At 31.3% G+C, this 14,908-nt stretch carries 15 protein-coding genes; 3 read left to right on the top strand and 12 right to left on the bottom strand.

Going from position 1 to position 14,908, the window contains the following annotated elements; genetic code table 11:
• Positions 1 to 46 precede the first annotated feature (46 nt).
• From KA926_RS11520 to KA926_RS11505, 4 genes are all read right to left on the bottom strand, one after another.
• On the bottom strand, positions 47 to 1,936 hold the full coding sequence (locus tag KA926_RS11520; RefSeq protein ID WP_210144428.1) for a vWA domain-containing protein: 1,890 nt from the start codon (positions 1,934 to 1,936) through the stop codon (positions 47 to 49).
• A gap of 12 nt (positions 1,937 to 1,948) precedes the next feature.
• Positions 1,949 to 2,740 (bottom strand): ATP-binding protein, encoded by a 792-nt coding sequence (locus KA926_RS11515; RefSeq protein WP_210144426.1) that lies wholly within the window; start codon positions 2,738 to 2,740, stop codon positions 1,949 to 1,951.
• A 159-nt stretch (positions 2,741 to 2,899) separates the two neighbouring features.
• Positions 2,900 to 3,103, bottom strand: coding sequence for a DUF6501 family protein (locus KA926_RS11510; protein WP_107383923.1), 204 nt, complete (start codon positions 3,101 to 3,103; stop codon positions 2,900 to 2,902).
• 24 nt (positions 3,104 to 3,127) lie between these two features.
• A complete protein-coding gene (locus tag KA926_RS11505) occupies positions 3,128 to 3,937 on the bottom strand; it encodes a VOC family protein (RefSeq protein ID WP_210144424.1) in 810 nt (269 codons plus the stop codon).
• Positions 3,938 to 4,150: 213 nt separating this feature from the next.
• Here KA926_RS11505 and KA926_RS11500 point away from each other — a divergent pair, with 213 nt between their 5' ends.
• Positions 4,151 to 4,351 (top strand): hypothetical protein, encoded by a 201-nt coding sequence (locus KA926_RS11500; RefSeq protein WP_019468795.1) that lies wholly within the window; start codon positions 4,151 to 4,153, stop codon positions 4,349 to 4,351.
• Between the two features lie 136 nt (positions 4,352 to 4,487).
• On the opposite strand, the gene KA926_RS11495 is transcribed toward KA926_RS11500, so the two are convergent.
• The 5 genes from KA926_RS11495 to KA926_RS11475 all read right to left on the bottom strand — a co-directional run bounded on the left by KA926_RS11495 (position 4,488) and on the right by KA926_RS11475 (position 9,260).
• Positions 4,488 to 5,048, bottom strand: coding sequence for a dihydrofolate reductase family protein (locus KA926_RS11495; RefSeq protein ID WP_210144422.1), 561 nt, complete (start codon positions 5,046 to 5,048; stop codon positions 4,488 to 4,490).
• 193 nt (positions 5,049 to 5,241) lie between these two features.
• Positions 5,242 to 6,249 (bottom strand): Gfo/Idh/MocA family protein, encoded by a 1,008-nt coding sequence (locus KA926_RS11490; protein ID WP_210144420.1) that lies wholly within the window; start codon positions 6,247 to 6,249, stop codon positions 5,242 to 5,244.
• Positions 6,250 to 6,275: 26 nt separating this feature from the next.
• A complete protein-coding gene (locus tag KA926_RS11485) occupies positions 6,276 to 7,421 on the bottom strand; it encodes a Gfo/Idh/MocA family protein (RefSeq protein WP_210144418.1) in 1,146 nt (381 codons plus the stop codon).
• Positions 7,418 to 8,311, bottom strand: coding sequence for a sugar phosphate isomerase/epimerase family protein (locus tag KA926_RS11480; RefSeq protein WP_210144416.1), 894 nt, complete (start codon positions 8,309 to 8,311; stop codon positions 7,418 to 7,420). Before KA926_RS11480 ends, KA926_RS11485 begins: the two co-directional genes overlap by 4 nt.
• Before the next feature lie 82 nt (positions 8,312 to 8,393).
• Positions 8,394 to 9,260 carry a sugar phosphate isomerase/epimerase family protein gene (locus tag KA926_RS11475; protein WP_210144414.1) on the bottom strand — a complete coding sequence of 289 codons (867 nt, stop codon included), beginning with the start codon at positions 9,258 to 9,260 and terminating at the stop codon, positions 8,394 to 8,396.
• Positions 9,261 to 9,384: 124 nt separating this feature from the next.
• On the opposite strand from KA926_RS11475, the gene KA926_RS11470 reads away from it, so the two are divergent.
• Positions 9,385 to 10,263: an AraC family transcriptional regulator gene (locus KA926_RS11470; RefSeq protein WP_210144412.1), complete on the top strand. Its 879-nt coding sequence runs from the start codon at positions 9,385 to 9,387 to the stop codon at positions 10,261 to 10,263.
• 18 nt (positions 10,264 to 10,281) lie between these two features.
• Here the strand turns inward: KA926_RS11470 and KA926_RS11465 are convergent, their stop codons facing one another.
• The gene (locus tag KA926_RS11465; protein WP_210144410.1) at positions 10,282 to 10,869 is read right to left on the bottom strand and encodes a LysE family translocator; all 588 of its coding nucleotides are present in this window, start codon (positions 10,867 to 10,869) and stop codon (positions 10,282 to 10,284) included.
• A 112-nt stretch (positions 10,870 to 10,981) separates the two neighbouring features.
• Between KA926_RS11465 and KA926_RS11460 the strand changes: the two genes are divergently transcribed.
• Positions 10,982 to 11,530: a helix-turn-helix domain-containing protein gene (locus KA926_RS11460; RefSeq protein WP_210144408.1), complete on the top strand. Its 549-nt coding sequence runs from the start codon at positions 10,982 to 10,984 to the stop codon at positions 11,528 to 11,530.
• A gap of 977 nt (positions 11,531 to 12,507) precedes the next feature.
• On the opposite strand, the gene KA926_RS11455 is transcribed toward KA926_RS11460, so the two are convergent.
• Positions 12,508 to 13,026, bottom strand: coding sequence for a hypothetical protein (locus tag KA926_RS11455; protein WP_245335862.1), 519 nt, complete (start codon positions 13,024 to 13,026; stop codon positions 12,508 to 12,510).
• Between the two features lie 590 nt (positions 13,027 to 13,616).
• Positions 13,617 to 14,900, bottom strand: a complete 1,284-nt coding sequence (gene sucB / locus KA926_RS11450; protein ID WP_210144407.1) for a dihydrolipoyllysine-residue succinyltransferase — start codon at positions 14,898 to 14,900, stop codon at positions 13,617 to 13,619.
• Positions 14,901 to 14,908 lie beyond the last annotated feature (8 nt).

The raw sequence follows: 14,908 nt of genomic DNA, 5'->3' as shown, positions 1-14,908 counted from the left end.
TTCTGAATATTTCAATTTATGTGTGATTTTATAAATAAATTACGTACTAAAAAGATTTTAATAATAATTTTTTAAGTAATGGTGCAAGATGGCTTGGTAGATTTTCTACACCTTCTACGAAAATTGCATAGTTACCATAAATATTATGAATTGTTTCTTCAACATCTTCTGTAATTGGGTCTTGACTTAAAAATACATTGAAAACTTCAATACCTAATTTACGAGCTGTTTCCACTGCTTCATAAGTATCAAGAATACCATCTTGACTATAATTATAAGCTGATGGCTCACCATCAGAGAATACGATTAGAAAACGCTGATTATGCGCTCTGCGCATTAAACGTTCACTTCCAATTCTAATTGCCACACCGTCTCTATTATCATCTTGAGGTTCTAGGGCCATTATTCTAGGTCCTTCTCGTTTTATAGTTGATTGATCATAAGCTATAATCTCATCAATGATATTAGGTTGTTTTGTATCGTCAGCGTCAAATGCATCTTCATTAAATGCTAAAATTTCGTGTTTTACATTTAATGATTTTAACGTTTCATGAAATAAAACGACACCTTTGATTGTTTCAGACATTTTATCCTGCATACTTGCCGAAGCATCCACTAACAATGTGAATGTTGCATCAAAAGTTTGGCTTAAATCTTGCTTTTTATAAAATAATTTATATTGATCATCAATAAACCAATTTAATAAATTTTTTTGTAATCGTCCTTTGGTTAGATTTCGACGCTCATCTTGGTATTCTCTATCTATTGTTTTTTTGATAATTTGTATCAAATCTTTTGTTTCAAATTGTACTTCGTTTTCAACATCGTGATATTCATTTTGAAATTCAGGTCGTATTTCAGGTACGTTCCATTTAACGTCTACGTTTGCATTTATGCCTTTTAATGCAAAAACAGAATTATTGCCGATTGATCCACCTTCATCACTTTCAACTTGGTTAGTGGAACCTTTACCTTTTTTTGTTTGCATATCTGTCATATCATCACCACTATCACCTTCTCTGGCAGTGTCATTATCACCAACAACATCACTATTTTCACCTTCATGAAGTTCCATTTCTAAATATGCCCCACCTTGTGAAGCACTATCTTGATGATTGGATTCTATATCTTCACTGACACTCTCTTCATCATGATCATTATTTGAAGCATTATCAGTATTACTTGCATCTGTTCGTTTTAAATCTTCAAAATTAAGTTCATGAATTGCCTCATATACTTTTTTAGGTAAATGATAATATTCGTTTAGCATATCTTCATTTAAGATATCATCAATTTGAAACATGATTCGTTCAGCTAAGTACAAATTATCCTCAGAAGAATCGTTATAGAAAAAATTAGGTAGATATTGATACATATTTAACAGAATATCATCAATTTGTGGACCAATTTGAGGTACGTCGTAAAAGTTTTCAGTTAAAAATGAAGATTCCAAATATAAAAAGAGCAAATCTGTAAATGTCTTTTTTGTTTTATATACATTAATTTGAGTACGTGTATAGCTTAATCTAACTTCATTGCGCATGTGAATTGCATCTTTAGTAGATGGTCGTTGCTTAACAATTTCATTCAATATTCTTTTATCTTCTAGTAATTTAAACAGTTGTTGAAAAAATTTTGGATGTTTAAACGTATCATTGTGAATAACTTCGTTGACTACTGTTTCATCCATTAATTGGTAGCCATAAGCTGCGAGCATAACATCTGTTTTAAGCCCTGTTGTTTCAATGTCTTTTTTTCTATGTGACCAAAAAGAACTCGTTATTAACATATTATTGATTGGATCGTAATATGGGAATTTTTGAATTTTAACTTGTGTTTGTTCATTTTTAAGTAATAATCGAGCTAAATCTTGTAGCATCATCACTTGCTTTGCATCTAGCTGTTCATCATTAAATAATATAAAACGGTCGCTCATAAATATCCCTCACTAAAAATTTAATTCTACCGCATTTAATATCGCTTGTTGTTCACGTTCGTCTTCTAGTTTATCAATAATCGTACGTTTGATGGCACGTTCTATAGGCATCACGGTAGCCAAATCACTTAAATCAATTAAAGCACGTATGCTCGCTGCTTCTTCAGATATTTGACCTTGTTTAGTCATTGTTCGTAAATCTTCATTAAAATTAATGATTTTTTGTATTGTCGTATCATTTGCTAATTGGCTTTGATCTTTAATTACATCATTTAATATATCCCCATCAATATAATCGACTTGAATGACTATAAAACGGTTTTTTAGTGCTTCGTTCATCGGTAATGTGCCAATATATCCCTCATTTATTGCAGCGATTACATTGAACCCTGGAGCAGCATTAATCACTTCGCCAGTGAATGGATTTGTTAATTTTCTACGGTAATCTAATACACCGTTTAAAATTGGTAATGTTTCTGGTTTTGCCATGTTGATCTCGTCGATATAAAGAATATGGCCTTCTTTCATTGCTTTGATTACTGGTCCATCAATAAATACAATCTCTTGAGTACCGTTTTCATTTGTCTGTATAGTTTTAAAACCTAATAAACTTTCAGCATCTAAATCGACTGAACAATTGACTTGATGCATTGGTCGCTGTATTGTTTCGCTTAAAGTCTCAGCTAGCTTTGTTTTTCCTGAGCCCGTTGGTCCTTTTAATAGAATATTTTTATTCAATGCCATCAATGATTTTGCATCATCAAATACTGTTTCATCTTTATTAATATATTGTGAGTTCGTCATTATTTCTTACTCCTTTAAATTTAAAATAAGTTATAAAAAATCCATTTCATTAAAAATAGACCGGGGCTTGAATAATGTTTGATATTATAGCCCTAGTCTTATTAATTTAAGCAATATTTAAAATGCACATTTTCAATAGTACATGTGTCATACTGTAAATTATATCTCTTTAAAGTAGGTTTTAAAGTAGCCACCAACAAGTCCAGAGTTGTCGATGATTTGATAATATTCTTCAGTTTCATTTATTACATCATATTGTTGTCCCACAGTTAACATGTCAGAGACTGTGAATTTTTGCGCATCTGTATGTGTAACTTCTACTTTTTTAATGGGTGTATGATCTTTCCAAGTTTCGTGTAACATTTCTAAAAATCCTCTCTTTTTTATTTATGAAGTTTCTAAGGTTAAAATGAATGTAATACCACTTTTTTCAGTGATTCTTAATGATCTTTCGCCTTCTTGATCTAAAGTTTGATAAGGTATTCCTATGGATTCAAGTTCTTCAATAGTCTTTTGAAATTGTGATTTAGATTCTATTCCGAATTCGATTTGTTCTAAAATACCATGTTCAGGCATTAAAATTTCCTCGTTTGATGCATGAATATGTAGCTCACCGCCTAAACCACCATCACCTATACGAAAAACTTGTATTTTAAAATCAGCATGATCACTAGGAGTATATTCTGCAAAATGTTCTAGGCCAAATACTCTAGTTAAAATAGATTGTGTGAGTACAATATCATTAACTTTTAAGATTACAGGTCCTAGCCCTTGAATCTGATGTAATGGGTTTACATTACTTTCGAACGTTGGTATACCTAATGGTGTGCCAGAATTATGTTCATTGGAATAAATATTGAATGTTTGACCATTTTGATCTTGGAAATTGAAGTATTTATGGCCATTTAAATCTGTAGGTGAACTGAAAGAAATTTGATGTTGTTCTAAAATAGATTGATATTCTTCAATTCCTTCATCACTTGGAACCCTCAATCCGATATTTTCAATATGGTTGTTATTGTTAATATAGTTTGGTACTTCTACAAAATGTATACGTGTACCTGAATTTAATTCAGCATCACCAAAACGTAAAGCTTGTCCTTTATCTGCCACATTTAATCCAAGTATGTTTGAGAATAACTCTTTGGTTTTACTTAAATCATTTGTCCCTGTAGTAACACTTCTAAGACCATTCATTATATTAACCCCTCTATTCATATCTTTTCAATACATTATAACTTATTTTTCATGTTATTTGTATGATGAAGTATCTGATTGTGCTTGTATTTACAAAATTGTAATTTTTAAACATTGGAGGATTAGCAGAAATGTATTAATATAGGTATATAATAGGAATAATTATTTTATATGTTCAAATATTTATTTAAGTTACTAGAGGAGGTTGTATATATGATTGGTACATGGATTTTATTTGGTGTCACAGTACTTATTGCAGTTTATTCAGGTATTACTTTCTTTTCCAATATAAATAATAAAGCAAAACAGCAAAAAGCAAGCAAAGAAAGTATAAAGAAAAATAATATTTACGGCATTGTTTTTTTAGTGTTTTTAATTCTAGCAATTATTGAACTATTTGTATTTATTGCTTAAATAAAACGTTTTAAAATAGTCAAGAATATAAATGACAATAACGGTTGAAATCGTAAATTTTAAATAAAGGACGCATCCATTAACTACGGATGCGTCCTTTATTTTGAACATGAGATTAATATCTCTACCTTTATTTTTACTCTAGTTTTTGATAAATCATTTGCACTACCCCACTTTTGTAAACATGTGTGTCACACAAAGTTATGTTTACACGATTTTGAATATGTTCAAAAAGTGGTTTGCCAGAACCTAAAATGACTGGGTGGATTGAAAGCCTATACTCGTCAATAAGGTTAAGATTTATAAAAGTTGTGATAATATTTGAGCCACCATAGAGCCAAATATCTTTATTGCTATGCTCTTTAATTTTAAAAACCATCCCACTGATATCGTCACTATTAATAAATTTTGTTTGATCTTTATCGTTATAATGTTGGTTAGTAAACACGAACTTATGCTTGCTATGAATTTGGTCCCACATCGTTTTATCCCCAAATTGATCGTCCTTTAAATTTGGGATAAATTCGCCCCATAAATCATAACTTTTCCTACCATATATAATGGTATCAATTTGATCTAAAAAATGACTGAAGTTCATTTCTTCATCCATGATGCACCAATCAACTTCTCCATTCGGTCCTTCTATATATCCATCCAATGTAATCGCTAAATCTAAGATAATTTTATTTGTAGGCATCGTGATTACTCCTTATTTTGGTAATGTTTATTATAGTTTATAAAATTACTATTTACAATAAATCAAATGATAATAAAACGGGACAGAAATCAATATAAAAAGATTTCTATCCGGTTCATTAATTAAATTGAATAAGTATGCTTTTAATCGCTAGTGGTCATGTTCCACAATATATCAAAATTTCATTTGTATGTTAAACACTAGTAAAATGAATTGTCTCATTTGTTTGTGAAGATTTTTGTATCGCATCAATGATTGCAATTGATGGTAATGCGTCATTGACGTGTATATAATTTTGGGTATTTTCATAAATTGATTCGTAGAATTGATTTATGAGTGTCTCATGGCTTGGTCCATAATACGATTTTGTACCTGGTAGCTTTTTATCCTCAATAACATGGATTTTGTAACCTTCTTTATTGACACGTGTAAGTATATTATCTTTAATTGTAAATTTTTCATTTTTAAAAATGACTTGAAGCTCAATACTTGAATTGCCAAAATTAGCATTAGTTGCAAAAAACATACCATTTGCTCCATTTTTAAATTTTATGTGAGCAGAAGCAGTATCTTCGACCTCGATATGATAATCTAACAACTGTGATACATTGCCTTTAATTGTATCAACGGGACCGCAAAGTAATTGCATTAAATCCAACGTGTGAATGGCTTGGTTAATTAATACGCCTCCTCCAGCAGTATCTAATTTACCGCGCCATGGTTTATCAGTATAATATGATTCGGGTCTGAACCAAGTAACGATTCCTTTTATACCAATAATGTCACCAAATTTGTTGCTTTTTACTATTTGTTGTAAAGTTTGAAATGTATCATTGAATCTATTTTGAAAACAAACACATATTTTAGTATCTGGATTTTTTTGTTCTAATTGTATTAATTTTAATCCTTCTTTAGCGTTGATTGATAAAGGTTTTTCTTGCAATACATGTATACCTTTTTCTACACAGGCAGCCGTCGCAGATACATGCAAATGATGCGGCAAGCAAATATGTACACAATCTAGCGCCACTTCCTCTAACATAACTTCAAAATCTGTAAAAAAAAGAGCGTTGGGTACTTTAGCTTGCAAAGCTTTATCTATATCACATGCAGCAACTAATTCTACATTGGAATTTGTCTCTATCGCGTTTAGATGTATTGCTGAAATATCACCTAGCCCTATCATTCCAATTTTTAACATATTACCAGCTCCGATTTTAAACTTTTTTAATGTGCTTCATTTTGAATTTGTTTATTTAATGCATTCTTAAATTCTGTGGGATTTACTGGAACTGTTACTTCTTTACCTGTCCAACTAGATAAATAAATCGCGTTTACTAGATTCACGCCGTTTATACCATCTTTTCCAGGTGCAATTAGAGGCGTATCATCAATGATATTAGCAGCGAAATTTTCTAATACATTCATATGCTGTTCACCCCATACACTTTCAAATTCAAGTGTTTCTTGTTCATAAATATTTTCTAAACCATTGCCTTTAAAAATTTCAGCTGCTTCTTTCCAAGTCATATTTCGATTCATTTGTGTCTCGGATTCTTTCAAACGTGTCAAAGTTATTGTTTTGCTATCTTCAACTAATAATTTCCCTTTATCACCTGTGATTTCTAAACGGTCAGTGCCAATGATGTCATGGGTACATGTAATGAACACACCTGTCGCACCATTTCCATAATCTAGTATGGTTGTAACATCATCATCAACTGCTAAATCACGCTGATAGCCATATTTAATATTTGAAAATACAGATTTTGGCATACCACATAGCCACTGTAATAAATCAATTTGGTGTGGTGCTTGGTTTACTAAAACGCCTCCACCTTCTTCTGACCAAGTTGCTCTCCATGAACTTTGATCATAGTAAGCTTGAGGACGCCACCAAGTAGTAATAATCCAATTCGTGCGACGAATATTTCCTATTTCACCGGCGTCAATGAGTGATTTTACTTTTTGATAAAGTGGATTTGTGCGTTGATTAAAGAATATAGCAAATGTTAAGTGTGGTTTGGATGCTGCTAATTCACTTATTTCTTTCACTTTTTCAGCATAAATATCAGCCGGCTTTTCAAGTAAAGCGTGAATATCTCGTTTTAATGCTTCTTTACCTATATCAGTATGCAGATAATGAGGAACGGTTGTAACAATTGCATCAACATCCCCACTTTCTAGCATAGCGATATAATCATTATAAAATGGTACATTAGGATACTGTTTTTCTACTTCACTTTTCTTTTCAGTATTGATGTCACAAATCGCACCAATTTCAATTTGTGGTATTTTACCAGCTTTAATAAATTCAGCATACGTACTACCTTGAGCGCCCAAACCAATAATGCCTAAACGGATTTTTTTCATTGTGTATTCTCCTTTTTATTTATATTAGATAATATTTTCAAAAGTGCTTCATATTGCATTTTGTATCCTTCTGCGCCATCTTTTGCAGCAGAATTTTGAATTGTTTCAGTTGAATGTTCTAATTCTAAGTCTTTAATAGCATCAAAAACCACAAGGTGAGGTTCAAGTGTTAAAAAACCTTGATAACCTGATTCAAAAAATTGTACTAAGATACTTTCAATCTGACCATCACCTGTACCACAAAGCACATTAAAATTATCTTTATATACTGCATCTTTAATGTGGATATACGCTATGTCATCTGAAAGTAAGTCATAACACTCTTGTGTATTTTCCCCACATTGGACAAAGTTCGCAAAGTCAAATATCGTCTTGAAATTTGGAGAGTTTACTTCATCAAGAATAAGTTTACATCGACGAGCAATATCACCGAAAATATCTTTTTCATTTTCATGTAACAGTATAATATTGTATTGCTCAGCGATTCTTGCAAATGCTTTTAATTTTGAAACCACAATGTCTTTATAAGCATCAAAATTGTCCTCTTTAGGAATGTAGAAACTAAATATTCTAATATACTGACAATTGAGCAATTGACTTATTTCACATAATGTTTTGAGCGTTGCCAATTGTTTTTGAAATGCATCTTCATCGTTTATATAAATTTTACCGATTGGTGAACCTATGGAAGAAACGCCAATATCCCATTGCTTTAAGCGAGGAAGTACATCTTTCTTAATCATTTCTACTGAGTAATCACCAATATTTTTATCATTAATACCACGTAAGGAAATATAGCTCATGCCTAGCTCATTTACCGTTTTTAACTGTGTCTGAAAATCTGAAGCGATTTCATCAGAAAATCCAGAGATCTCAATATTTTTAAGCATCGTATCAACATCCTTTTCATTTTTGGTAGCGCTTACTTATCCGGTGATAAATAAGCACATATTTCTTATTTAAAAGCATATGTTAAAACCAAGATTTATAACCTAAATCATATAAATAGTTACGGCTAATTGTTAAACAATCATATGGATCTTCGCCGTATAGTTCGTCTTGTTCAACAAAGAAATATTCGCTTCCACTCTCATGTCCAATTTCAATAATATCTTTAAGCGGTAAAGTACCTTTTCCTAATTCAGCAAATTGAGTAATCATATGCAACATATAATATATTTTTTCATGACCTTCACCAGGATATTGCGACATATCTATTTCGCCTACACGATAATCTTTAAGATGTATAGCACGAATACGATTCGCATATTTTGGTATGACCTCAATGGGGTTTAATCCAGCCCGCCAAATCCAATGTACATCTAACTCGAAACCTAGATAATGAGTATTGTCTCTCATTAAATCAAGCATAAACTGTCCATTGTATTGAACAAATTCTAAATTATGCGCATGATAGTATAAATCAATTCCTTCATCTTTAAGCCTTTTAGCATAAGTTTCACAGATTTCAGCAAATTGTAAGGTGCTTTCCTTAGACCCCATATAGTTAATGGGTAACATCCCTATTCTCAATATAGAACAGTTTACAGCTTTACAGTCTGCTACAATTTTATCGAAGTCATTTTGTAAAGTATCTCCAGGATATTTTTGTTTAGCAGATATATCCTCTACACCGCAGGACATTGCTGCAATATTCATACCGAAATCATTAATAGCTTGTTGCATTTCTTCAATGTTTTGTGAATTCATGTCGATTTGAGAAATCTCGACCGCATTATAACCTAAATCACTGACTTTCTTCAGCACGTTATACAATCCTTCTTCTTGTACTTTTTGTTTGAGCATCATCATTTGAACGCCAATTTGTGTAGATGTCATATTCATTCTTCCTTTCAAAAATATTTATATTTTAGTGTTATAATATAATTATAATTTGAGGGAAAATTAACAACATTGTAAATCATGGAAAAAAGTATGTTTTTTGAGCAGGAGGGATACGTTCATGAAAAATAGAGAAGAATTTGTCCATCAATTTGATACAATTTCATTACCTTTTGAAGGTAAATACGCCGCATGGCATAGAATAAGTGATGGACATTTTGGAAATGAATTACACTATCATGATCATTATGAAATATTTTTTTCATTATCTGGAAATTTGCGTTATACCATAGAAGGACAATCTTTTAATTTAGAGGTTGGTTCAATGCTTATTATCCCACCGTATGAATTTCACCGTTTGGATGAACAAATGGATGGTCATGCAGAGCGTATTGGTTTGAGATTTGATGCTGAAATATTAAATGAACTTTCTGTAGAAAATTGTGATTTGAGCATGTGTTTTGATAAATATTCACCAAAGTTTAAATATCTACTGCAATTATCGGAATCTCAAAAAAGAGAATTATATTATTTGTTACAAGGTTTAATTAATGAGCAAGATAATCAAGCTTTTGGTAAAGCGCTAGCAGCTAAGTCTTTACTGACTCAGTTTTTAATCATACTTAATAGGACCGCAATTGAAAATGAAGATATTGTTGATTATAGTGATGACCCATCTAATCATTTAGTTAGACAGGTATTAGATTATATGGAATTGCATTACAGTGAAGACATTTCATTAGAGCAACTTGAAAATAAGTTCTTTGTAAGTCGACACAAAATAACACAACAATTCACAAAACTGGTTGGTTATCCACCTTATCGTTATTTACTAAATTTACGTTTACGAAATGCTCAAAGATTATTAAAAAAAGGAGAAAATCCACAACAAGTAGCAACCAATTGTGGTTTTACTGATTATTCGAATTTTTACAGAAGATTTAAAACATCATATGGTTGTAGTCCGCGCGAATTTTTACAGCAATATGATAATCATTAACGTAAAATCAATTCATAACTAATGCATTAAAATATTTAGAGCAACATAAACTAATAAACCAGCCATGACAAAATTAAATAAGCGCTCATGTGCTGCTATAAAAGATTTAAATAAAGTGCCTAAAATACCCCAACTCAAAGTGCCAAAAAATCCAATAATAGCCAATAAAATAATAAATGGTAATTGTTCTAGCCAATGCGTATAAAACGGTGTAATAAAAGTGGAAATCACTGTTAAAGCATAAATGATTCCTTTAGGATTAATGAATTGCAGCATTACACCAGATTTCAAATCACTTAGCTTGTGATTAAAAGTTTGTTTCGTCCCATAAATAGAACTCATAGAAATTTTAAAAGCTAAATAAAGTAAATATATAAATGCAAATATTTTCATCAATAATTCAATTTTAGGAAAAACAGTATGCATTGTTGTGTTAAATATATTAGATAGTAATAATAAAAATAGAAAACCTAATCCTACACCAATTGAAAATCGAAAACTACTTTTGAAATTAAAATTTTGCGAAAAAAATAATGCCATAATATTATTCGGTCCAGGTGTAAAGCTTGCTACAACAGCATATATAAGCATAGATATTGTTAACATTATAACTCCCCCTATTCACAAAAACACTATAACGTCTCAATTTACGTTATAGTGCTTGGTCTTTAAAGTATATGCTTTGTACGTTATATTGTAAATAGAGGTGTTAAAATTGATGAGAGAAATAAATGATATTATTGCTGAAAATTTAAAATTATATAGAAAACAAAATGGATATTCGTTAGAACAATTATCAGAAGCCACTGGTGTAAGTAAAACAATGTTGGGACAAATAGAACGTAAGATATCTATTCCATCTATCACTACCTTATGGAAGATAGCAAATGGTTTAAAAATATCTTTTACAGAATTAACACAAGAAAATGGTAATGTTATACAGAAAATAAGTTTAAATGAAATACAACCTTTAATCTCAGAAGATAATAAATACAAAGTATTTACTTTATTTAAGTTTGATATTGAAAAGAAATTTGAAAGCTATATGGTTATTATTGAAGGTGAAGGTGAAATGAATGGATCACCCCATGGATCAAATACAATGGAATATATCACAGTTTATGAAGGTACCTTAACACTTATATTAGATGGGGAAACTTTTGTTATTCATAAAAATGAAGCTATTAAATTTAATGGAAATATGTTCCATCAATACTTAAATCAGCACAACGTAGCTGTACGATTACATATGAGTATTCATTATTAATAAGTAATAACATAAATTGATTGAAATGACTGTTTTTACAGTTTTTTCCTGTTTGATGATATGGGTATGCTTAATTTGATACATTAAATGAGGCAATATTAAGGACTGATTCAGAGAAAGAAATCATTTTATATTGCTCTCTTTTATCGATTGATTTATTCAACATCATAAATACCATCACTGTTTAATTTACATATATTATAATATTGTCAGTGATTTATGACGACTCCTGCGGGAATAGCACTAGCCGAAGACTATAGGCTAAGGCAGTGTCCGCGGAAGCGTGCATAAAAGAAACTGCCAACAAAGTCGGAGACTTTGCCGACAGTCTGAAAGCACCTAAATTATTTGGGTGCTTTTGTTTTATATTCAAATATTACAATGACTTTCAACAGTAAAATAATACTAGAGCGCGCATTTGATTGTTATCAAAAAATGAAATAAACACATAAAAATACAACGACGCTAAACTTCGTTGTATTAGGGTTATTAAACTATTTTGTGTTGTGGATTAAGATTCTAATAGTAAATCTTCAGGATTTAGATAGAATATATATTATAATATTATATATAGTGAAATGTTGTTATGAATATCCATGATTAGTGAATTCTATGAGACAAATTTGGGGCAAAGAAATAATGTCTGGATTTAGTCATAACGAAAATCTGCGTTTAGATGTGAACACTTTTGTACTTGTCTACATCCATACAATACATTTATTAATAATAAAACCACGTTATTTTAATTAATAACGTGGTAAATTTCAACACAATCAATGTGCTACTTTTTTTCATATTCTCTTTTCCTAAAATAAAATACGATAGTAATAAACCAACACCAACTATTATTAGGCAAAATAGTATTTTCCACACTATTGTTTCAGGCATTGGAAAAATATAAAACATTGTACACATAACTAATGCCATTATGATACCGAATCTCAATGAATTTTTAAGTGTCATAAAACCACCTCTTTTTATTGATATCCCCAATTAGTACCTTTAAACACATAATTACCGGCAGCATCTTTTACAGTTTCCATATTTATATAAACTCCTTTACTTGTATCTAAAGCTGAACCAGCCATAGCTCCAAGGAAACTACCAATAGAACCACCTAAAGGACCACCTATTAATCCTGATATTGCACCGGTTGCAGCTGCACCTGACCACGCTATAGCTTTAGTATATGCTGATGATAAGTATAGTGTAGCTTTACCGTTGCCATGGTCAACAAAAGTCGTTTTTCCAGCGCGTAATTGGTCTTCAGCTTTATACTGTTTAATTTCTTCTTTTGTATATATGTCGTTAATATCATAACCATCTTTTTCTAATTGGTCAAACAAATCTTGGTTTGAAAAATATTGAACCTTAGAATTTGTAGACTGACCGCCTTGTGACTGATTTTCTGCTTCTTTTGCGTCTGCATATGGAACAGTTGCATATCCAAGTATTAAAGCGCCCGTAGCCAAAGTTGCGAATAATATTTTTTTCAAATCATTCCATCTCTTCTACTAAATTATTTATTTCAAATATAGTATATCATTTTATATTGTAAACGGTTTATCATTCTTTAATCGTTTACTTTTATTTCATAACTGTTGTATTCTACTTATTTTTTGTAACAAAATAAAACTTGTATGCGTATTGATAAAGTATTAGCGTTACAGTTTAAAGATATCTATCTTAGCACAGCATGCCAATTCCCTTAAAAGCTATTCAAGAGCGTGTGGGTCATTCTGATAGCAATATGCATTAAAGATATACACACATGTAACTGGTAACATGGGTCGAAACTTGATTAATGAATTAGGGGCATATGACGAAGACTATAGGCTAAGGCAGTGTCCGCGGAAGCGTGCATAAAAGAAACTGCCAACAAAGTTGGAGACTTTGCCGACAGTCTGAAAGCACCTAAATTATTTGGGTGCTTTTGTTTTATATTCAAATATTACAATGACTTTCAACAGTAAAATAATACTAGAGGGCGCATTTGATTGTTATCAAAAAATGAAATAAACACATAAAAATACAACGACGCTAAACGTCGTTGTATTAGGGTTATTAAACTATTTTGTGTTGTGGATTAAGATTCTAATAGTAAATCTTCAGGATTTTCAATTAATTCTTTAATAGTTTTTAAGAAACCTACTGCTTCTTTACCATCGATGATTCTGTGATCATAACTTAATGCAATATACATCATCGGACGGTTTTCAATTGTATCTGCATCGATAGCAATTGGACGTGTAATAATAGAATGCATACCTAGAATCGCAGCTTGGCTACCATTAATAATTGGTGTAGACATCATTGAACCAAAGATGCCGCCATTTGTAATAGTAAACGAACCATTTACCATGTCATCTAAACCTAATTTTTTATCACGTGCTTTGATAGCTAAATTAGCAATTTCATCTTCAATTTCGGCAAAGTTTTTCTTATCACAATCTCTTACAAATGGTACTAGTAAACCATCATCTGTAGATACTGCAACACCGATATCATAGAATTGTTTAGTAATCATGTCTTCACCATCAATTTCAGCGTTTACTTCAGGGTATTTTTTCAAAGCTGCTACTGATGCTTTTGTAAAGAATGACATAAATCCAAGTTTTGTGCCATCATGATCTTTAATGAACTGTTCTTTTTTACGTTTACGTAAGTTCATCACATTTGTCATGTCTACTTCATTAAATGTCGTTAGCATTGCTGTATTATTAGATACTTCTAATAATTTTTTAGAAGCTGTTTTCTTACGGCGAGACATCTTTTCTCTGATAACTGGTTTTGTTGGGTTTTGTTGAGCTGCTTGTTTTTTAGGTTCTTCTTTTGTTGATGATTGTGCAGCTTGTTCATTTTTATTATTTTGTGTTTGATCGACATGTTCTTTTCTAACAACGTCATTTGATTGTGTTGTTACTTCTGATAAGTCAATGCCTTTTTCACGAGCATATTTACGTGCAGATGGTGTCGCATTAACACGTTGTCCTTTATCTTGTGAATCGTCAGTAGTGCTATCATTATCCTTTTGAGATTCTGATTCTGTTTGTGGTTGCTCTGATTCTTCCTTACTAGCAGAAGCTTGTGATTCAGAATTGTCTTGTTTTGGTGCTTCTGAATTATTATTGCCACTTCCTTCGCCTACAACAGCGATAGATTGACCAACTTCTACAGTATCACCTTCATTTGCAAGTAATTCTTGCAATACGCCAGCTTCTTCAGAAACAACTTCGACGTTTACTTTATCTGTTTCTAATTCAAGGATAGCTTCACCTTTATCTACACTATCACCGACTTGTTTTAACCATTCTGCAATGGTACCTTCTGTAATGGATTCTGCTAATTCTGGAACTTTTACCTCTGTCATGCTTAACT

This window comes from Staphylococcus sp. GDY8P94P (genome assembly GCF_017892255.1).
GTDB lineage: Bacteria > Bacillota > Bacilli > Staphylococcales > Staphylococcaceae > Staphylococcus > Staphylococcus cohnii.
Note: the sequence above shows the minus strand (reverse complement) of the source record. Positions and strands in the feature narration are given on the sequence as shown.